The 21,466-nt window shown below is 68.8% G+C and carries 13 protein-coding genes and 1 pseudogene; 8 read left to right on the forward strand and 6 right to left on the reverse strand.

Going from position 1 to position 21,466, the window contains the following annotated elements; translation table 11 throughout:
• Positions 1-6: 6 nt before the first annotated feature.
• On the forward strand, positions 7-2,022 hold the full coding sequence (locus KCH48_RS35095) for an alpha-glucuronidase (protein WP_210580910.1): 2,016 nt from the start codon (positions 7-9) through the stop codon (positions 2,020-2,022).
• A gap of 14 nt (positions 2,023-2,036) precedes the next feature.
• Here KCH48_RS35095 and KCH48_RS35100 read toward each other — a convergent pair whose 3' ends face one another.
• The 6 genes and pseudogenes from KCH48_RS35100 to KCH48_RS35125 form a co-directional block, all read right to left on the reverse strand.
• Positions 2,037-3,344 (reverse strand): RNA-guided endonuclease InsQ/TnpB family protein, encoded by a 1,308-nt coding sequence (locus tag KCH48_RS35100; RefSeq protein WP_374104744.1) that lies wholly within the window; start codon positions 3,342-3,344, stop codon positions 2,037-2,039.
• A 53-nt stretch (positions 3,345-3,397) separates the two neighbouring features.
• Positions 3,398-3,640 (reverse strand): annotated as a pseudogene (locus tag KCH48_RS35105) (beta-galactosidase); the annotation flags it as partial.
• Entirely contained in the window at positions 3,637-4,326 is a 690-nt protein-coding gene (locus KCH48_RS35110; RefSeq protein ID WP_210580912.1) for a hypothetical protein, read from the reverse strand. The pseudogene KCH48_RS35105 and the gene KCH48_RS35110, both read right to left, overlap by 4 nt.
• Complete coding sequence (locus tag KCH48_RS35115; RefSeq protein WP_210580967.1) at positions 4,323-5,978, reverse strand: extracellular solute-binding protein; 1,656 nt, start codon at positions 5,976-5,978, stop codon at positions 4,323-4,325. The genes KCH48_RS35110 and KCH48_RS35115 overlap by 4 nt, the downstream gene beginning before the upstream one ends.
• 22 nt (positions 5,979-6,000) lie before the next feature.
• A complete protein-coding gene (locus KCH48_RS35120) occupies positions 6,001-6,873 on the reverse strand; it encodes a carbohydrate ABC transporter permease (RefSeq protein ID WP_210580913.1) in 873 nt (290 codons plus the stop codon).
• On the reverse strand, positions 6,867-7,859 hold the full coding sequence (locus tag KCH48_RS35125) for a sugar ABC transporter permease (protein ID WP_210580915.1): 993 nt from the start codon (positions 7,857-7,859) through the stop codon (positions 6,867-6,869). The genes KCH48_RS35120 and KCH48_RS35125 overlap by 7 nt, the downstream gene beginning before the upstream one ends.
• 226 nt (positions 7,860-8,085) lie before the next feature.
• On the opposite strand from KCH48_RS35125, the gene KCH48_RS35130 reads away from it, so the two are divergent.
• The 7 genes from KCH48_RS35130 to KCH48_RS35160 all read left to right on the forward strand — a co-directional run bounded on the left by KCH48_RS35130 (position 8,086) and on the right by KCH48_RS35160 (position 21,429).
• A complete protein-coding gene (locus KCH48_RS35130) occupies positions 8,086-9,072 on the forward strand; it encodes an acetylxylan esterase (protein WP_210580917.1) in 987 nt (328 codons plus the stop codon).
• A 173-nt stretch (positions 9,073-9,245) separates the two neighbouring features.
• A complete protein-coding gene (locus tag KCH48_RS35135; RefSeq protein WP_210580919.1) occupies positions 9,246-10,340 on the forward strand; it encodes a lytic polysaccharide monooxygenase in 1,095 nt (364 codons plus the stop codon).
• 136 nt (positions 10,341-10,476) lie between these two features.
• A complete protein-coding gene (locus tag KCH48_RS35140) occupies positions 10,477-11,394 on the forward strand; it encodes an NAD(P)-dependent oxidoreductase (protein ID WP_210580921.1) in 918 nt (305 codons plus the stop codon).
• A gap of 251 nt (positions 11,395-11,645) precedes the next feature.
• Positions 11,646-15,326, forward strand: a complete 3,681-nt coding sequence (locus tag KCH48_RS35145; RefSeq protein ID WP_210580923.1) for a S8 family serine peptidase — start codon at positions 11,646-11,648, stop codon at positions 15,324-15,326.
• Between the two features lie 85 nt (positions 15,327-15,411).
• A complete protein-coding gene (locus KCH48_RS35150) occupies positions 15,412-16,413 on the forward strand; it encodes a helix-turn-helix transcriptional regulator (RefSeq protein WP_210580925.1) in 1,002 nt (333 codons plus the stop codon).
• A 234-nt stretch (positions 16,414-16,647) separates the two neighbouring features.
• Complete coding sequence (locus KCH48_RS35155) at positions 16,648-20,349, forward strand: S8 family serine peptidase (RefSeq protein WP_210580927.1); 3,702 nt, start codon at positions 16,648-16,650, stop codon at positions 20,347-20,349.
• A 57-nt stretch (positions 20,350-20,406) separates the two neighbouring features.
• Positions 20,407-21,429 carry a LuxR C-terminal-related transcriptional regulator gene (locus KCH48_RS35160; RefSeq protein ID WP_210580929.1) on the forward strand — a complete coding sequence of 341 codons (1,023 nt, stop codon included), beginning with the start codon at positions 20,407-20,409 and terminating at the stop codon, positions 21,427-21,429.
• The last annotated feature ends 37 nt before the right edge of the window (positions 21,430-21,466 follow it).

Below are 21,466 nucleotides of genomic sequence, written 5' to 3' on the forward strand. Positions count from 1 at the left end.
GGTCTCGTGCCGCTTCCCGTGCCCGTCCTCGCCGAGGGCGTCGACCCGGCCTGGCTGCCACCGGCCGCCTTCCGGCCGCTCGGCACCCGGCGGACCCTGATCCGCGGATCGGGTCTCCTGGTGGAGACGGTGCACGGTGAAGTGGCGGACGCCTGCGCCCGGTTCGGAGGTCGCGTGGACCGCGATCCCGGGCCGGGCGCGGGTGTGTCTTACGACCTGGTGCTCGAGTTGGAGCCGGGGCGCGGGGACCTCGGGGACGAGGAGTTCGTGTGCGGGCGTGAGAACGGTTGTACGACCGTCTCCGCGTCCGGGCAGTCCGGGTTGCTGTACGGCCTCTTCCACGTCGTCAGGCTCGGCGAGGACGCCTTCAGCGGCGACCGCGCCCGCGAGGTGCACCGCCCGGCCCTCGCGCTGCGCATGCTGGACCACTGGGACAACGTGGCCGTGCACCCGGTGATGGGGCAGGTGGAACGCGGTTACTCCGGCGGTTCGCTGTTCTGGGAGGACGGACGGGCGCGCGGAGATCTGGAGCGCGTGCGGGCGTACGGCAGGCTGCTCGCGGCCTGTGGGATCAACGCCGTGGCCGTGAACAACGTCAATGTGCACAGGACCGAGGCGCGTCTGCTGACCGACCGGATCAGTGAAGTCGCCGCTCTGGCCGACGCGTTGCGGCCGTACGGGATCAGGACGCATCTGTCGGTGACGTTCGCCGCGCCGATCGTGCTCGGGGGTCTGGAGACGGCCGATCCGCTGGACGCGCGGGTTCGGGAGTGGTGGGCGCGGGCGACCGCCGAGGTGTACGCGGCGATACCGGACTTCGGCGGGTACGTGGTGAAGGCCGACTCGGAGGGGCAGCCGGGCCCGTTCGCGTACGGCCGCAGTCACGCGGACGGCGCGAACATGCTGGCCGCCGCGCTGGCTCCGCACGGCGGCACGGTGCACTGGCGGGCGTTCGTCTACAACCACCGCCAGGACTGGCGGGACCGTACGACGGACCGGGCGCGGGCGGCGTACGACCATTTCGTGCCGCTGGACGGGGAGTTCGCGGACAACGCGGTGCTCCAGGTGAAGCACGGGCCGATGGACTTCCAGGTGCGGGAACCGGTGTCGCCGGTGCTGGGCGCGATGCCGGGGACGCGGCTGGCGGTGGAGGTGCAGGCGACGCAGGAGTACACCGGTCAGCAGCGGCATGTGTGCTGGCTGGGGCCGATGTGGAGCGAGGTGCTGCGGTTCCGGCCGGAGGGTGGAACGAGCGGGGCGGGCAGGGCGGGTGGAGCGACCGTGGGGGACCTGGCCGGTGGTCTGGTCGCGGTATCCAACGTCGGCGACGATCCCTTCTGGACCGGGCATCCGCTCGCCCAGGCGAACCTCTACACGGTCGGCAGGCTCGCCTGGCAGCCGGACGCGGACCCGCACCGGCTGCTGGACGAGTGGATCGCGCTGACGTTCCCCGCCGCTCCCCCGCGGCTGGTCGCCGGGCTGCACAAGGTGCTCAAGGGCTCCTGGCGAACGTACGAGAAGTACACCGCGCCGCTCGGCGTGGGCTTCATGGTGCAGCCCGGGCATCACTACGGCCCCAGCGTGGACGGCTACGAGTACAGCCCGTGGGGCACCTATCACTTCGCCGACCGGGACGGCATCGGCGTGGACCGCAGCGCGGCGACCGGCACCGGGTATGCGGCGCAGTACGCCAAGCCGTGGTCCGAGGTGTACGAGTCGCCGGACACCTGCCCCGACGAGCTGCTGCTGTTCTTCCACCACATGTCGTACGGGCACATACTGCGCAGCGGCAAGACGGTGATCCAGCACATCTACGACACGCATTTCGAGGGCGTGGCCGAGGTGGAGGAGGCCCGGGAGACCTGGGCCTCGCTCGTGGACCTGGTCGATCCGGCACGCCATGCGCGGGTCGCCGAGCGCTACGAGGAGCAGTTGCGCTCGGCCCGGGAGTGGCGGGATCAGGTGAACAGCTACTTCTTCCGCAAGTCCGGTGTGGCCGACGCACATGGGCGCCGCATCTAGTCAACTACCCAGCGCTAAAACGCTGGGCTTGCACAACGGGTATCACTGGGTGTGATGCTGCGTTTGCGTCCAGCCCCGCCCCGAGGTGTTCGGGGTGGGGCAGGGGCCGTTGACTGGGCCCCGCGTCGCCACAACTCCCACGCGCGGGCGCGGATGTTGCGGGAGCTGTTCCGGTCTGCGTGATCAACGAATCCGCAGGACCGGCACGCGAACCAGGCCTGGCTCACCCGGTTCGCCTTGTCGATGTGCCCGCACTCGGCGCAGGTGCGGGAGGTGTACGCCGGATCGACGTACACCACCGGCACACCCGCCCGGCGGGCCTTGTACGCGATGAAGCTGCCGAGCTGGGCAAACGACCAGCTGGCGTGGGTGGCCCGTTGGGGCTTGCGAAGCCGTACCCGCTCGCGGATGCCTGTCAGGTCTTCCAGGGCGATTCCGCGACCGGTGCGTTCTGCCTCGGCCACCACATGTTTCGCGATCTTGTGGTTGATGTCTTTAGCCCTGCGGGCCTCCTTGCGCCGCCGCTTCTTCAGCCGGCGCTTCGCGGACGGGGTGTTCTTCTTCTGCAGTTTGGTGCGCAGCGTCCGTTCGCGGACCCGGATGCGGTTGAGCGCGCGTCCTGCCATGATCTCGCCGTCCGAGGTGGTGGCGATGTTGACGATGCCCAGGTCGATGCCGAGGAAGTCCACCGGCTCGGTGTTCAGCGGCACTTCGGGGACTTCGCAGGTGGCGCTCAGGAACCACATGCCGTCCCGCTCCAGTAGGTCGGACTCGCCCTTGCGGTACAGGGCGAGGGTGGCCAGCTGCTCCGGGGAGGCGGTGAACGCCACGTTCTTGACCCGCCCGCCGGTGGTCCAGATCGACACCGTGCGGCCGGGGATCTGCCAGGACAGCATGCGGTTGTCGTAGGGCTGCGCGCCCTGGGGGCGGAAGGCGATCGGCTTCTTGGTGGCCCGGCGGAAGCGCTTGGAGCCGGGCCGTCCCAGGTTTCCGGCCTTCAGGTTCGCCCGCAGCGTGGTGTACGCGTCGCAGGTCTTCTTGATGACGTGCTGAGCAGCCTGCGCCCCCAGCCCCCAGCGGGACTTGGCGGTGTCGTAGGCATGCTTGCGCAAGGCGAAGTTCTTGAACTCCCCGCGCTCGAAGGCCACCTCGCTCACCCAGGTGGCGGCCTCGTTGCAGGCGTGCAGGGTTGCCTCAAGTGCCGCCGCCTGCTCGGGCGTCGGCAGCAGCTTGACTGCACCACCAGCTTCACGATCACGAACGTACACACCTGCGCGAAACAGCACCGCATGTTCGAAGTCGATCACCTGAACGAGTGACACCCACGGTTGTGTGTCGGCGCCAAGGGAGTCGTGAACGCCCAGGGTTCCTCGCAAGAAACAAGCTGAAGGCGCCAGTCTTCGGCGGCGGCGCGGTCGAGGATGCGGTCGAGAACGGTCAAGTCGTAGGTGTCTTCGGTGGGTTGGGTCAGGGACCAGGAGAAGACGCCCACGGTGAGCGTGTCGATGCCGGCCCGGTCGAACAGGCGGTGGTCCTCGTCCCACACCTCCTGCGGCCACTGTTCCGGGTTGTAGTCGCCGCCGTAGGGGATCTTCGGGGTACGGGGCGCGGCGGTCATGCGGTGAAGTCCTCCTCGGTCTCGGCGATCACCGGGCGGCTGCTGTGCAGCAGGGACAGCAGCAGCGGGGCGGCCAGGAGGGCGGGCAGGGCCTCGGTCAGCAGGGCGGTCGACGCGGCCGTCAGCACCAGCAGGGAGGCGGCGGCGAGGGTGGCGCGGGCGTGCCGTACGAGGAAGTACGCCGCGAGGCGGGCCGTGTCGCGGGTGCGGAAGGCGAACAGGGAGGTGAGGACCAGCGCGTGCGCTCCCCACAGCAGCGAGCCGGCGCCGATCGCCCCAAGCAGCACCGCCCACCAGCCGGGCAGGCCGGTCGCGGAGAAGTGGGTCAGCGTGAAGGCGATGACGGTCAGCCAGGCGAGCAGGGGCGCCCAGAGCTTCAGCGCCGGGAGGGCGTTGAGCCGCCAGCCGCGTGCGTAGGTGCGGGCCGGGTGCAGGTCGGTGAGGTCGCCGGAGCGGTGGTGCAGGGAGTACAGGGCGGCGGACAGGGCGGGGCCCAGGGGGAGCAGGCATACGGCGGCGAGGGGCAGGTTGCCCGGGTCGGGGCCGAGGAGCAGCAGACCGGCGAGGCCGGGTGCGGCGGCGAGGAGCAGCAGGGCCTCCACGGTGACCAGGGTGTGGATCAGTGCGGCGGCGCGGGAGAGGACGCCGGTGCCGAAGCCGTCCGCGCGTAGGCCGGCGCCGCTCACCCGTTCTCCTTCTTGAAGCGTTCGTACGCCTTGTTGTGCAGGTCGACGAACTGCTGCATGTTCTTCGCCTTCAACTCGGAGACGTAGTCGTCCCATTCGGACAGCGAGCGCTTGCCGAGGACGAACTGGAGGGTGTTCTGGGTGACGTGGTCCCTGAGCGGCGTCTCCCACAGGGAGGCCTGTTCCTGCTCGAAAGACTGCAGTGGGTGGGCGGGGCCGATGGGCGTCTGCTGGCGCTGGGACATGGCGTCCTGGAACTTCTTCTCGTCGGGGCTGAACATGGAGGAGACGAGTTCCCAGCTGCCGCCGTAGGCGAAGACGCCGTTGTAGAAGCCGTAGTCCTTCTGCATGTCCTTCGGGGCGTCCGGGTCGGAGCCCATGAGGCTGATGCCGTCCTTGGTCTTGTACTGGCCGCCGGAGCGGGTGTACGTGACGCCCTCGACGCCCCACCGCGCGAACCGCTGGCCCTCGTCCGAGTACCACAGCCAGTCCACGAACTGCATCATCGCGACGAAGCTGTCGCTCTTGAGCGCCTTGCTGGAGATCATGACGCCGTTCTCCAGCCGGACGCCGCCCAGCACGATCGGGCCGGCCGGGCCGAGCGGCACCGGAATCATCTCGATCTTCGCGCCCTTGACCTGCTTTTGCAGGTTGTACCGGTATTCCTGCACCAGTACCTGCGGGTTGGCGCTGATCGCGAAGCACTTCTCGCCCAGGAGTTTCTGCGCGGCCTCGTCGTCGGTCTGGGTGAAGCTCTCCGGATCCACCAGCTTCTCGGTGACCAGCTTGCGCACGTACTCGATCATCTGCCGGAAGGTGTCGGTCGCTCCGGTGAAGACGTACTTCTGCGCGTTCGCGTCCCAGCTGATGTTGTCGTACGTCCAGCCGGCCCGGACGCCGTACGCCTGGCCGAGGTAGCTGAACAGGGCGGCGGCCGGGTAGGGCGTGTTCTTGCTCCAGCGGTCGGAGAACGGATAGCGGTCGGGGTACTCCGCCTTGATCGCCTTGAAGACCTCGTACACCTCGTCCCAGGTGCCGGGCAGGCTCAGCCCGAGCCGGTCGAGGACGTCCGTGCGCAGCGCCATCGAGTAGCCGGATCTGGCCTTCTCGTGCAGACCGGGCAGCACATACAGCTTGCCGTCGGCCTGCCGGTAGGAGTCGATCTCCGGCTCCAGCTTCCAGCGCTTGACCTTGTCCCGGAAGTTCGGCATCAGGTGCAGGTAGTCGCTGACCGGCAGGATCGCGCCCGACGAAACGAACGCGACCTCCGAGGGGTGGTACGTCTTGGGGATCAGGAAGGGGGCGTCGCCCGAGCCGATGAGGACGCTGCGCTTCTTCTCGTAGTCGACCAGGGGGACGGCGACAGGATCGAAGGTGACGCCGGTGCGCTTGGCGAGCTCCTTCCAGAACAGCCAGCTGTCCTTCATCGGGTAGACCGGGTTGTTGTTGTGCAGGATCGAGAACGACAGCGGCTTGGTCGCCTTGAACTGCTGGCCGACGCGGTACTCCTTCATCGCGCCGTTCTGTTTTTTCGACAGGTCCTTGGAGTCCCCTCCGTCGTCGCCGCTGCCGCAGCCGGTGAGGGTGGCGAGGCCGATGAATCCAGCGGCGGCGAGCATCTGACGCCGCGACAGCTGTCCTGCGTTGTTCACGGATGACATGGGCACTCCTTTGTCAGCCCTTGACCGCGCCGAGCATCACGCCCGAGACGAAGTAGCGCTGGACGAACGGATAGACACAGAGGATGGGCAGTGAGGTCAGCACGATCGTGACCGCCTGGATGTTCGCCCCCACCTGGCTGAGCTGTGCGTCGGCGGCACCGGCGTTGCCGCCCGTGGTGGCGCCGGAGATGAGGTTGCGCAGATAGACGGTGACCGGCATGAGCTCGGACTTGTCCAGATAGAGAAAGGCGCTGAACCAGGAGTTCCAGAAGGCCACCGAGTAGAACAGCACCATCGTCGCGACGACCGCCTTCGACAGCGGCAGCACGATCCGCAGCAGAATGCCGTACGTACTCAGGCCGTCGATCTGCGCGGCCTCCTCCAGATCGGTGGGCAGGCTCTCGAAGAAGGCCTTCATCACCAGCAGGTTGAACACGCTGATCGCGTTGGGGAGCGCGATGGCCCAGATGCTGTTCTTCAGGCCGAGGCTGGTGATCAGGACGTAGTTGGGGATCAGGCCGCCGGTGAAGAACATGGTGAAGACGGCGACGCCGACGAGGAAGCCGCGCCCCTTGAGATGCTTCTTCGACAGGACGTAGGCGTAGCTGGTGGTCAGGATCATGGCGATGGCGGTGGCGACCACCGTGTAGAGGACGGTGTTGCCGTAGTTCCGCCAGAACATCGAGTCCTGGAACACGATCTTGTACGTGGTGAGGTTGAACCCCTCGGGCCACAGCGTCACTTCACCGGCGCGGATCTTTTGCTCGGAACTGAACGAGCGGGCGATGATGTTGACGAACGGGTACAGGGTGACGATCACGACGACGGTGAGGATGAACCCGTTGACTCCCTGGAACACGCGGTAGGAACGACTCGGCTTCACCACAGGCTCGTCCCCACTGTGCGGCGCGAGAGCTGGTTGGCGGAGATGATCAGAAACAGGCCGATGATCGCCTCGAACAGGCCGATCGCGGCGGCATAGCTGAAGCTGTTGGACTCCACACCGGTCCGGTAGACATACGTGGAGATCACGTCCGCCGTCGGATACGTCAGCGGGTTGTACAGCAGCAGGACCTTCTCGAAGCCGACCGCCATGAACGTGCCGATGTTGAGGATCAGCAGCGTGATCATGGTGGGCCGGATGCCGGGCAGGGTGACGTGCCAGATCTGCTGCCAGCGGTTGGCGCCGTCGATCCTCGCGGCCTCGTACAGGTTGTCGTCGATCGTGGTGAGCGCGGCGAGGTAGAGGATCGTGCCCCAGCCGGCGGTCTGCCAGATCTCCGAGCCGACGTAGATCGTGCGGAACCACTCGGGTTCCTGGATGAAGCGGATCGGGTCCTGGCCGAACCAGCCGAGCATGTGGTTGACCGGGCCGTCCGTGGCGAGCATCTGCATGGTGATGCCCGCCACGATGACGATCGACAGGAAGTGCGGCAGATACGAGACCGACTGCACGAACCGTTTCAGCGCCCGTCTGCGCACCTCGTTGAGCAGCAGCGCGAGAACGATGGGGATCGGAAAGCAGAACACCAGCGTGAGTCCGCCGAGCCACAGGGTGTTGCGGAACACCTGCCAGAACGTGGGGTCGGTGAGGAACATCTCCACATAGCGCAGGCCCACCCACTCCTCGCCCAGGATCGACCCGCCCGGCTCGAAGCGCCGGAAGGCGATCACATTGCCGATCATCGGCAGATACCGGAAGACCAGGAAGAACAGCAGCGGCAGCACGACCAGTGAGTACAGCTGCCAGTCCCGGCGCACCGCCCGCCGCCAACTGCGGTGCGACGGGCGGGAAGCGGAGGAGGACGCGGACTTCGGTCGGGGCGGGTCCTGGGTGCCGGGCGGTGGCGTCGATCTGGTGGAGGTGCTCATGCTCGGTCCTCCCGGACGGATTCGCGGAACCGAAACTTTCGAGCTCTTACCGGTAACTCGCGGCAACTTAAAGCTCCTAGAAAGCGCTGTCAATGGGGGCCGCAACGGTCAGTTGAGACGAGAGGAAGCGTTATAAACCCGCCGCCGTATGGGTAAGGCACAGAGACTTGACCGCTCAGTCCATCGCAAGTTTCAGTATGAGGACCGACTCCTGCGAGGTGCCGACGTGCCAGTGTTCGACCTGCCCCTGCCGGAACTGGAGCACCGCCGCCCGGCACTCGACGAGCCCGCCGACTTCGACGCGTTCTGGCGGGACACCCTGAGGGAGTCCGAGCGGCCCGAACCCCTGCTGTCCGTCCACCCGGTGGAGACCGGGCTGCGGCTGACCCGGACCTGGGACGTGACCTTCCGGGGCTTCGCGGGCGAACCGGTGCGCGCCTGGTTCAGCAGACCCGCCGACAGACCCGAACCGCTGCCCGCGATCGTCGAGTTCGCGGGGTACGGGCGCGGGCGCGGCCTCCCGCACGAGCGGCTGACCTGGGTGAACGCCGGTTACGCACATCTGCTCATGGACAACAGGGGCCAGGGCGACCAGTACGGCAACGGCGGCCACACCCCCGACCCGCACGCCAACGCACCGGGCGGCCCCGGCCCCGCCGTACGGGGCCTGCTCGACCCGCGCGACTACCACTACCGGCGTCTCATCACCGACGCCGTACGTGCCGTCGCCGCCGTCCGCGCCCTGCCCGGCGTGGACGCCTCACGAATCACGGCCGTCGGCAACAGCCAGGGCGGCGGCCTCGCCCTCGCCGTCGCCGGACTCGTCCCGGACCTGGCGGCGGCCCTGATCACCGCACCCCTCCTGTGCGGCATCCGGCGCGCACTGGACCTCACGGACGCGGGCCCGTACGGCGAGATCGTCGCGTACCTCACCGTCCATCGCGGCGCCGAACAGGCGGCGTACCGCACGCTCTCCTACATGGAGGGCATCTCCTTCGCCCGCCGCGCCCACGCCGCGACCCACTTCGGGGTCGGCCTGCGCGACACGGTGTGTCCGCCGAGCGGTGCGTACGCCGCCTGGAACAGTTATGCGGAGCTGAGCGGCGCGGACCCGCGCAAGGAGATCCACGCCTATCCGTTCAACGGCCACGAGGGCGGCGACGCGTTTCACGTACGGGGACAACTGGCGTGGCTCCGGGACCTGTTGGGCTGACCCCGTGTGCCAAGCGTTTACAAGTGGGCAACACAGCGCTAACTTGCCCCACAGCGGGGGGTGGGAGCGCTCCCACAATCGGTGGACCGGAACCCGCCCAGGAGTGCTCCCATCCCCCGCATCCATGCGCGCACGTTCCTCACGACCGCCGAGCGAAGGGACGTAGAACTGTCATGCCCGCGACAACATCTGCGCCACCTCCCCGCCCCAGACCCCGATTACCGCTCCCGACCCGCCGCGGAGCCCTTCTCCTCGTCCTGCTGTCCCTGCTCACGACAATCCCGGCCCTCGGTCTGATCGTCACGGCCGGCGGCGAGGCGGAGGCCCACGGCACCCCGATGAAGCCCGGCAGCCGCACCTTCCTGTGCTGGCAGGACGGGCTCACCGACACCGGTGAGATCAAGCCCGTGAACCCGGCCTGCAAGACGGCCCAACAGGTCAGTGGCACCACGCCGTTCTACAACTGGTTCTCCGTGCTGCGCTCGGACGGCGCCGGCCGCACCCGCGGCTTCGTGCCGGACGGTGAGCTGTGCAGCGGCGGAAACACCAACTTCACCGGTTTCAACACCCCCAGTGCCGACTGGCCGTTGACCCATCTGACCTCGGGCGCGACCGTCGACTTCTCGTACAACGCCTGGGCCGCGCACCCGGGTTGGTTCTACGTCTACATCACCAAGGACGGCTTCGATCCGACCTCCGCGCTCACCTGGGACGACATGGAGGAGCGGCCGTTCCTGAGCGTCGACCACCCGCCGCTGAACGGTTCGCCGGGCACGGTCGAGGCCAACTACTCCTGGTCCGGGCAGCTCCCCGAGGGCAAGTCGGGGCGGCACATCATCTACATGGTGTGGCAGCGCTCGGACAGCGCGGAGACCTTCTACTCCTGCTCCGACGTCGTCTTCGACGGCGGCAACGGCGAGGTCACCGGTATCAAGCAGCCCGGCAACCCGACCGATCCGGTGCCGGGCACCTGCACGGCCACCCGGAAGACGACCGGCAGCTGGAGCGGTGGCTACCAGTCCGAGGTGACCGTCACCAACTCCGGCGACGTCCCGATGCTCGGCTGGATGGTCGACTGGACGCTGCCGGGCGGCCAGAAGGTCGACAGTCTGTGGAGCGGCGCCCCGACGTACAACGGGCAGGCCGTGATGGTCCACAACGCCGGCTGGAACGGATCACTGGATCCGGGCGAGAGCACGACGTTCGGCTACGTCGTCACCGGTTCCGGCGGTGATACGGCGACGAGTTTGCCCTGCCGGGTCGGCTGAACGAAGAAGCCGAGAGGAGCCGAGAAGAGGGTCTCCCGCGTTGTCCACGCGGGAGGCCCTCCCGCCGATGTCACAAACGCTCCGGCTGTCTCGTCCCAAGTAGAGAGACAGACCTCGGCGCGGGAAGGTGATGATCATGCGGGTGTTCGTGGCGGGCGGGAGCGGGGCCTTGGGGCGGCGGCTGGTGCCGCAGCTGGTGGCCCGGGGCCACCAGGTGACGGCCACGACGACGAGCGCGGCCAAGCTGGGCATGCTGGCGGAGCTGGGCGCTCAGGGCGTCGTGATGGACGGGCTGGACGGGGTGTCGGTCCGGGAGGCGGTGGACCGGGCCCAGCCGGACGCGATCGTGCACCAGATGACCGGGCTCGGCACGGGCAAGCCCGACATGCGCCACCCGGACCGCTTCTTCGCCCCGACCAACCGGCTGCGCATCGAGGGCACGGACCATCTGCTGGCCGCCGCCGAGGCGACCGGCGTGCCCCATGTGTTCGTGCAGAGCTTCGCGCAGAGTTTTGGGCCCCGTGCGAGGCTGCTGACCGAGGAGGATCCGATCGACCCGGGCACGGCGGCGACCGTGCGCAGGCTCTCGGCGGGTGTGCTGCACATCCAGGACGTGGTGCCCAAGGCCGGCGGCACGGTCCTGCGCTACGGCGGGTTCTACGGGCCGGGCGCGAGCGACGACGTGGTCGAGATGGTGCGCAAGCGGAAGTTCCCGCTCGTGGGGGACGGCAGTGGCTGGAACTCCTGGGTACATCTCGACGACGCGGCCAGTGCCACCGTCCTGGCCATCGAGCAGCGGGCGAAGGGCGTGTTCAACATCGTCGACGACGAGCCCGCCCAGGTCCGGGACTGGCTGCCGTACCTGGCCGCGTGTGCGGGGGCGAAGCGGCCGATGCGGGTGCCCAAGTGGCTCGCCAGGCTGCTGGCCGGGGAGTTCGCGGTGACTCTGATGACCGAGAGCCACGGCTTCTCCAACGCCAGGGCCAGGCGGGAGCTCGGCTGGGAGCCGCGCTATCCGTCGTGGCGGGTGGGCTTCAAGGAGGAGTCGGCCTGAGCCGGGCCGAGCCGCCATCGCCTACCGGATCCTCGGCAGCGTGAGTGAGCCGAGGACGCGGTCCAGGAGACCTGGTTGCGACAGGCCGTCGATGGCCTGCGGCACCACCAACTCTTCTGGCCGAAGGGTGCATTGGCACCCCTCGGCCACAGCAATCCCTTGAGTCGCTTTGCGTGTGGCGCCCACCCTGATCACTGGCTTCCGCCCACCAGGCAGGAAGCGTCGTCAGCGTTCAGGGGAGGACGCCACCCATGCGAAGACTCCACGCCCTCTGGGCTGTGGCAGGAGCGGCAGGATTGCTCACGGGCGCGATCATGCCCGCGGCGGCCGGTTCCGGATTACCGGTCAGCGCACCGGACACCACGCCCGTGCAGAGCGGCGCCAAGACCGGCGCCCCGTACCAGCAGACCGTGACCCTCGTCACCGGCGACACCGTGTCGCTCACGACCAGCCCGGACGGCAAGTACGCCGTCGACGTACAGCGTGGCAAGGGCCGTGAGGCCGCCACCTTCCTGTCCAGCGAACGCGACGGCGAGATCAGCGTCTTGCCCTCCGACGCGCTCCCGCTGATCCAGGCGGGCCGCCTCGACCCCGCCCTGTTCAACATCACCCAGCTGGTGAAGCAGGGCTACACCGACGCCCAAGCCGGGGCCACCCCGGTCATCGCGACCTACACCAAGGGCAGTGCGACCCCCGACGGCGCGCGTCGCACGCTCGCGCTCCCTGGGATCGACGGCGCCGCACTGAGCGCCGAGAAGTCCACCGCGTTCTGGGCGGACATCGCCCCCGCGCTCGGCACCGAACCGACCTCGAAGGCCGCACGCCTGCTCGGTGAGGGCATCGAGAAGATCTGGCTGGACGCCAAGGTGGAGGCGTCCCTCGAGGGAAGCGTTCCGCAGATCGGCGCGCCCGAGGTGTGGCAGTCCGGCTACGACGGCAAGGGCGTCAAGGTCGCCGTCCTGGACACCGGCGTGGACGCCGGGCACCCGGACCTCGCGGGCAGGATCGCCGAGTCGCGTACCTTCGTGCCCGACCAGGCCGTGCAGGACGGTCACGGCCACGGCACCCACGTGGCGTCCACGATCGTCGGCTCGGGCGCGGCCTCGGACGGCAAGCTCAAGGGCGCGGCGCCCGGTGCGGAGCTGCTGGTCGGCAAGGTGCTGGGCAACGACGGCCGCGGCCAGACCTCCTGGATCCTCGAAGGCATGCAGTGGGCGGCGAACTCGGGAGCGAAGATCGTCTCGATGTCGCTGGGTGGTACCGCGTCAGGCCCCTCCGACGTGCTGAGCGAGACCGTGGACGAGCTGTCCGAGTCGACAGGCACCCTCTTCGTGGTCGCCGCCGGCAACACCGGCCCGGTGGAGGGGACCATCGGCACGCCCGGCATCGCCGACTCCGCGCTGACGGTGGGCGCGGTCGACAAGTCCGACAAGCTGGCCTCCTTCTCCAGCCGGGGCCCGCGCCTCGGTGACTCCGCGATCAAGCCGGAGATCACCGCGCCGGGCGTGGGCGTCGTCGCCGCCCGTGCCGCAGGTACCAGCATGGGCACGCCCGTCGACGACAACTACACGTCGTCGAACGGCACTTCGATGGCGACTCCGCATGTCTCGGGCGTCGCCGCGCTGGTCGCCCAGGCCCATCCGGACTGGACGGGCCAGCAGATCAAACAGGCCCTCGCCAGCACCGCGAAGACCAGCCCGGACACCACCGTGTTCGAGCAGGGCGACGGCCGGGTGGACGCCGTGCAGGCCGTCGAGCAGGGCGTCTTCGCGACCCCGGCGCTCAGCTTCGGCACGTACAAGGACAGCGACACCGAGACCGACAGCAAGGACATCACGTACACCAACACCACTGACGAAGCAGTGGAGTTGAAGCTCTCCTCGTCCCTCACGGCGGCCACCCCGGCCACGGGCCTCGTGACCGTCCCGGCGAACGGCACCACCACCGTCGCGGTCACGGTCGCCCCCGCCGACCAGGCCGAGGGCCGGTACACGGGCCACATCACCGCGAGCGCCGACGGCGTCCGGGTCACCACGGCCGTCGGCTTCGAGAAGCAGCCGAAGACCTACCGCCTGAAGGTGTCGGTGGTGAACCGCGGCGGCAAGCCGTCCACCTCGCCATCGATCTTCATGTTGCAGGAGCTGAACGGCGCGTACCCGGCAACGACCGGTTACATCGGCAGCGGCTACACCCTCAACGTGCCGGCCGGCACGTACTCCACGGCGGCCTGGATCCCGGAGCGGGACGCGGGTGCACTGGAGGTCGCCACCTCGGTCGTCGGTGATCCCGAGATCAAGGTCGACAAGGACACCGAGGTCGTCCTCGACGCCCGCAAGGCCGTCGAGATCAAGCCGAAGACCAGGGAGGACTCCGAGTTCCAGGGGTTCACCACCAGCTGGCACCGGGAAGGTCCGGGTTCCGCCCTCAGGGTGACGTACCTTCAGAACTGGTGGACCGACCGCGTCTACGTCACTCCGACCGAGAAGGTCACGGAGGGCATGTTCGAGTTCGTCTCCAAGTTCCGGCTGGCCGCCAAGGAGTTGACGGCGAGCGTCACCAGTCCCGAGACGTACGAACTTCCCCTCGACTACGTACAGACGCGGAACGGCCTCCCGGCGGGGTTCAGCGGTGAGCGGAAGGTGCGGGCGGTGGCCGCCGGCAGCGGCAGCGCGGCCGACTTCGAAGGGCTCGACGTCAAGGGCAAGGTGGCGGTCGTCCGGGTGCCGGCCGGGAAGACGGCGGACGAGGCGCTGGCCAACGCGACCAAGGCCGGGGCCGGTTACGTGATCGCGTACCGCGAGACGCCCGGGTACTGGATCTCCTGGGTGGACAGCGCGACGATCCCGCTGATGGTCGCCACCGGCGAGGACGGCGCGAAACTCGGGGCGCTGCTCGAGAGCGGGAAGAAGGTCACGCTGAAGCTGGACGGCACCGCGGTCAGCCCGTACGTCTACAACGTGATGTTCCCGCAGACCGGCGCCGTCGCGGAGAACCAGACGTACTCCCTGAACAGCTCCAACACCGTGCGGCACACGGTCCGTTACCACGGGGGCAAGGCCGGCCAGGTCGGCAAGGACGCCGTCTACCGGTACCGCCCCGCGCAGTCCGCCGCCGTCGAGGCCAGCTACAAGACGCCACTCGGTACGGAGCGCACCGAGTACTACAACGTCTCCCCCGACACCCGTGTCTGGCACGCCGTCTACCCCGACGGGAATGCGGCCCTGCCCCAGTGGAACACGCTGCGGACCTTCGACAAGGCGGGCCGGGTACCCACCGAGGACTGGCTGCGCCAGGTCGTGCGCCCGGCGTCCAGTGAGCAGTACGGCGTCTCCCAGCGCACCGGCGACAAACTCACCCTCAAGGTCCCGGAGTTGAGCGATGCGGCACCGGGTCACTACGGGTACGTGGACAATGCCCAGGACACCGCGAAGGGCGCGCTGTACGCGGACGGGAAGCTGATCGGCGACTCCGTTCGCGGCTCAGGAACCTTCGACGTCCCGGCGGCGAAGACCGCATACCGCTTCGTTCTCGACGCCCGGCGCACGGCCGACTGGGCGACGTACTCCACGAGCACCCACACCGAATGGTCCTTCACCTCGGCGCGCACGGAACAGCAGACGGCGCTGCCGCTGCTCTCCGTCGATTACGACGTGGACGGGCTGGACCTCCTGAACCGGGTCGAGTCCAAGGGGAGGTCGGAGCTCGGGCTCTCCGTCCGGGACCAGCACAAGAGCATCACGACCGGTCAACTGAAGGCCTGGGTCTCCTACGACGACGGCACCACCTGGAAGGAGGTGAAGGTCCGGCACGGCAAGGCGGAGCTCAAGCACCCGAAGAAGGGCGCCGAGTTCGTGTCGCTGCGTGTGCGGGCCGCCGACCGGAACGGCAACGCGGTCGACCAGACCGTGGTGCGGGCGTTCGGCCTGAAGTAGAAGGCTTGAAGTAGGAGGCCTGAAACAGACGGCATCCCAGGCCGGTACTGACAGCCTTAACAAACATTGCCTACCGTGCCGAGCCATGGCGAACACGGCATATGACACGGCAGACCAGACCCCTGCCGCGAGCCCCTGGGCCGCGGTGGGGGTCTCCGCCTTCGACGAGCTGGTATACCGGGCGATCCTCCACCAGCCCGATGCCGGCGCGGCCGGCTGGGCGCTCCTGACCGGCGCCTCCCCGGCCCGGGTGCGCGAATCCTGCAACCAGCTGCTCGCGGTCGGGCTGCTCCAGCCGCCGGATTCCATGGGGGGATTACGCGCGATCGACCCGAGAGTGGCGGTCCGCGGGCTGATCAGACGGCGCGAGACGGTGTCCGAACTGCTCGCCGCCACCGCCGAGGAGATGGCTACCGCGTACGAGGCCGGGCTGCTGCGTGAGGAGCCGTCCCGGCTGATCGAGGTCGCTTCCGGCGAGGGTGCCATCGCCGCTCGCCTGGAGGAGATGTACGCGCGCGCCGAGCACGAGGTGTGCCTCTTCGACACGCCTCCATATCTCGCACCGCCCACACGACAGTTGGATCTCCAGACCGATCTGCTCAGACGCGGGATCGTCTCCCGCGGGATCTACGCGGCGCCCGCCCTGGAAGATCCGAACGTCCTCTCCCGCACTTGGAGGATGGTCGAACTCGGCGAGCAGGCCCGGGTGTTGCCCTCCGTGCCGGTCAAACTGCTGGTGGTCGACGGGTGTCGGGCGATGCTCCCGCTGACCTCCTCCGCGGCGGGCGGCTACTGCGCCGTCGTGGTGTGGCACTCGGCGGTGACCGAAGCCCTGCAGAGGCTTTTCGAGATGGCCTGGCAGCAGGCGACACCGCTCGGCCGGCCGGTCGGCGACAGCGAACTCCCCGAGGGTGAACGGACGTTGATCAGGTTGCTGGCGGCCGGCTTGAAGGACGAGGCGGTGGCCCGTCATCTGGGTGTGAGCCTGCGGACCCTGCGGCGGCGGGTGAGTGAGCTGCAGGAGCGGCTGGGGGCGACGAGCCGGTTCCAGCTGGGGGTGCGGGCCTCGCAACGCGGCTGGCTCTGATCGCGAGGGGCCGCACCGCGTACGGGGTGCGGCCCGACTTCCGTACAAGGGATCCTACTTGCAGATCAATTGCGGATCAGGCCGACCGTCAACAGCCTTGGCCGAAGGGGGCATTGGCACGCCCCGGCCACAGGAATCCCTTGAGCCGCATTCCCCGCGGCGCCCACCCTGATCACTGGCTTCCGGCTCACCAGGCCGGAAGCGACTTCAGTGTTCAGGGGAGGAAGTCCACACATGCGAAGACTCCACGCCCTCTGGGCCGTGGCAGGAGCGGCCGGACTGCTCGCGGGGGCCATCACCCCCGCGACGGCCGGCTCCAAGTCACCGGTCACCGAGCCGGGCGCCACGCCCTTGCCGAGCGCCACCGCGCCAGGCACCACCAGCACCCAGACCGTCACTCTCATCACCGGCGACACGGTCACCCTCACCACCGCCGCCGACGGCAAGTCCGCCGTCGACGTCCGACGCGGCAAGGGCCGCGAGTTCGCCACCTTCCTGTCGAGCGAGCAGAAGGGCGAGGTCAGCGTCGTACCGGACGACGCGATCCCGCTGCTTCAGGCGGGCCGTCTCGACCCGGCCCTGTTCAACGTCACCCAGCTCGTCAAGCAGGGGTACGCGGACTCGAAGACCGGCGCCATCCCGCTGATCGCCACCTACCGCCAGGGGAACACCATCCCCGAGGGCGCGCGCAGGACGCTGTCCCTGCCCGGCATCGACGGCGCCGCGCTCACCGCGAAGAAGTCCACCGCCGAGAAGTTCTGGGCGGACGTCGCCCCCGACGCCGAGAACACGGCCGCCGCCGAGCCCACGACCAAGGCGGCAAGGCAGCTCGACGGCGGCCTCGACAAGCTCTGGCTGGACGCCAAGGTCAAGGTGTCCCTCGACGTCAGCGTCCCGCAGATCGGCGCCCCGGAGATGTGGCAGGCGGGCTACGACGGCAAGGGCGTCAAGATCGCCGTCCTGGACACGGGCGCGGACACCGGACACCCGGACCTCGCGGGCAAGATCACGGACTCGAAGACGTTCGTGCCCGATCAGGAGGTACAGGACGGTCACGGCCACGGCACCCATGTCGCGTCCACGATCGCCGGCTCGGGCGCTGCCTCCGACGGCAAGCTCAAGGGTGTGGCGCCGGGCGCGGAGCTGATGGTCGGCAAGGTCCTCAACAACGCGGGCTCCGGCCAGACGTCGTGGATCATCGCCGGCATGCAGTGGGCGGCGGACTCCGGCGCGGACATCGTCTCCATGTCCCTCGGCGGTACGGCCTCCGGCCCCTCGGACCCGATGAGCGAGACGGTGGACGAGCTGTCCGCGTCGACCGGCACCCTCTTCGTGATCGCCTCGGGCAACTCGGGCCCGCGGGCGCAGACCGTCGGTACGCCGGGCATCGCCGACTCGGCGCTCACGGTCGGCGCCGTCGACAAGTCCGACAAGCTCGCCTCGTTCTCCAGCCGTGGCCCGCGCCTCGGCGACTTCGCGGTCAAGCCGGAGATCACGGCGCCCGGCGTGGGCATCACAGCGGCCCGCGCCTCCGGTACCGCCATGGGCACGCCGCTCGACGACAACTACACGGCGGCCAACGGCACGTCGATGGCGACTCCGCACGTGGCGGGCGCGGCGGCGCTGGTCGCGCAGGCCCATCCGGACTGGACGGGCGAGCAGATCAAGCAGGCCCTGGCCAGTACCGCGAAGACGAACGCCGACAACTCCGTGTTCGAGCAGGGAGACGGCCGCGTCGACGCCGTGCGGGCGGTCACTCAGAACGTCTTCGCGACCTCGGCGCTGAGCTTCGGCAAGTACGAGGACGGCGACACGGAGGTCGGCAGCAAGGACATCACCTACACCAACACCACTGACACACCGGTGGAGTTGAAGCTCTCGTCGAGCCTCGCCGACGTCACCCTGGGGGCCGGCACCGTGACCGTGCCCGCGAAGAGCACCGCCACGGTCCCGGTCGGCGTCGACCCGGCGCAGGCAGCCCAGGGCCGGTACGCGGGCCACATCACCGCGACCGCCGACGGCATCCTGGTCACGACGGGTGTCGGCTTCGAGAAGGCGCCGAAGACGTACGACCTGAAGGTCTCCCTCGTGGGCCGCGACGGCAAGCCGACCACTGGGGGGTCTCTCTACACGTTGCAGGAGCTGAACGGCGCCTACGCCAACGCCTACGGCTCCCTGGGCGCCACCGGGACCTGGGAGGTCCCGGCCGGTACGTACTCCATCGCCACCTGGATCCCTGACAAGGACGCGGGCGGCGTGGCCGTCGGCACGTCGGTCGTCGGCAACCCCGAGATCAAGGTCGACGGGGACACCGAGGTCACGCTCGACGCCCGCAAGGCGGTGGAGATCAAGCCGAAGACCAAGGAGGACGCCGAGCACCAGGGCTTCAGTACCTCCTGGCACCGCGAAGGGCCCGGCAGCTCCTGGGGGTTGACGTACAGCCAGGGCCCTTGGACCGAGCACATCTATGTGGCGCCGACCGAGAAGGTCACCGAGGGATCTCTCGAGTTCTACGCCAAGTTCCGTCTGTACGCCAAGGAGTTGACGGCGAGCGTCACCAGCCCCGAGAAGTACGCGCTGCCGCTCGAATACGCCAACACGTACAACGGCTTCCCGGTGAAGATCACCGGTGACCGCAAGGTGCAGGCGGTGGACGCGGGCGCCGGCACGGCGGCCGACTTCGAAGGGCTCGACGTCAAGGGCAAGGCTGTGGTGGTCGGGGTCCCCGCCGACACGTGGGGGCCGGACGAGGCGATGGCCAACGCGGCTGAGGCGGGCGCGAGTTATCTGATCGCGTATCGCAAGAAGGCCGGCCATTGGCTCACGGCCGTGGACAAGGCGACGATGCCGGTGATGATCGCCACCGGCGAGGACGGCGAGAAGCTCACCACCCTGCTGAAGAGCGGCAAGAAGGTCACGCTCAAGCTGGGCGGAACAGAGGTCAGCCCGTACGTGTACAACGTGACCCTCCCGCAGTCCGGAGCGATCTCGCCGGACCAGACGTACACTCTGGACCGCTCCACCACGGCGAAGGTGAAGAGCCGGTACTACGCGGGCAGGGCGGGCGAACTGGGGGCGGACACCGTCTACACGTTCCGCCCCTGGCAGCTCGTCGGGGTCGAGTCCAGTGACTACATGCAACTCGGCCGGGAACGCACCGAGTATTTCAACGTGAGCCCCGATACCCGCGTCTGGCACGCCGTCTACCCGTCCTGGGAGTCGTTCGGTGGCCAGTGGAACACCTTGCGGACCTACGGCAAGGCGGGCACCCAGCCGAGCGAGGACTGGCTGCGCCAGGTGGTACGTCCGGCGACGAGCACCGAGTACGGCCTCTCGGAGCGCACCGGCGACAAACTCACCCTTCAGGTGGCGGAGTTCAGCGACGCGACGCCCGGTCACTACGGGTACGTCAGAGACGCCGGCGACACCGCGCAGGGCAAGCTCTACGCGGACGGGCGGCTGATCGGCGACTCGACGGTCGGCGGATACGGCGTCTTCGACGTCCCGGCGGCCAAGGCCTCGTACCGCTTCGTGCTCGACACGCAGCGCAAGGCCGGCTGGACGCCGTACTCGACGAGCACCCACACCGAATGGTCCTTCACCTCGGCGCGCACCGAGGAGGAGACGGCGTTGCCCCTGCTCTCCGTCGACTATGACCTGGACGGGCTCGACCTCCTCAACCGTGCCGAATCCAAGCGGAAGCTGGAGCTCGGGCTCTCCGTCCGGGATCAGGAGGGGAGCGTCAAGGCCAAGTCCCTCAAGGCCTGGGTCTCGTACGACGACGGAACGTCCTGGAAGGAGGCGAAGGTCCGGAAGGGCAAGGCCGAGATCAAACACCCGAAGGGCGCGAAGTTCGTGTCGCTGCGCGTGCAGGCCTCCGACGGTGCCGGAGACCAGGTCGATCAGACCGTCCTGCGGGCGTATGGCCTGAAGTAGGAGCGCCGCCAAAAGCCGTGCGACAGCTTTAACACAGATCGTCTACCGTGCCGGGCCATGGTGAACACGGCATACGACTCGGCACTCAGACAGAGCCCTGCACCAAGACGGCCCCCCGCCGCGAGCCCCTGGGCCGCGGTGGGGGTCTCTGCCTTCGACGAGCTGCTGTACCAGGCGATTCTCCATCAGCCCGATGCGGGCACGGCCGGCTGGGCACGGCTCACCGATGCGTCTCCGGGCCGGGTGCGCGAGGCCTGCGACCGGCTTCTCGCACTCGGTCTTCTTCAGCCGCCCGATTCCACCGGCGGGTTACGGGCCGTCGATCCGCGCGTGGCGATCCGCGCCCTGATCCGGCGACGCGAGACCGAGTCCGAGCTGCTCGCCGCCACCGCCGACGAGATGGCGACGGCGTACGAGGCGGGGCTGCTGCGCGAGGAACCGTCGCGCCTGGTCGACGTCGTGGCGGGCGAGGGCGCCAACGCCGCGCGTCTGGAGGAGCTTTACGCGCGCGCCGAGCACGAGGTGTGCGTCTTCGACACTCCCCCATATCTCGCCCCGCGCACCCCGCAGTTGGACCTCCAGGCGGATCTGCTCAGCCGTGGCATCGTCTATCGCACGGTGTACGCGGCCACCGCCCTGGAGGACCCGGACGTGCTGTACCACGCCTGGAAGATGGTCGAACTCGGCGAGCAGGCCCGGGTGTTGCCCACCGTGCCGGTCAAACTGCTGGTGGTCGACGGCAGCAGGGCGATGCTGCCACTGACCGCCTCCGCCGCGGGCGGCTACTGCGCGGCGGTGGTACGGCACTCGGCGGTGACCGAAGCGCTGCAGAAGCTCTTCGAGCTGGCCTGGCAGCAGGCGACGCCGCTCGGTCAGCCGGTCGCCGACGGCGAACTCACCGAGGGTGAGCGGGCGTTGACGAGGCTTCTCGCCGCGGGGATGAAGGACGAGGCGGTGGCCCGGCACCTGGGGGTGAGCCTGCGGACGCTGCGTCGGCGGGTGAGCGAACTGCAGGAGCGGCTGGGCGCGGCGAGCCGTTTCCAGCTGGGGTTACGGGCGGCGCAGCGCGGCTGGGTGTGACGGTATGACGCGAGGGGCCGCACCCCTGTCCAGCCAG

The sequence above is a fragment of the Streptomyces sp. GESEQ-4 genome (genome assembly GCF_017948455.1).
In the GTDB taxonomy this organism is placed as follows: Bacteria; Actinomycetota; Actinomycetes; order Streptomycetales; family Streptomycetaceae; genus Streptomyces.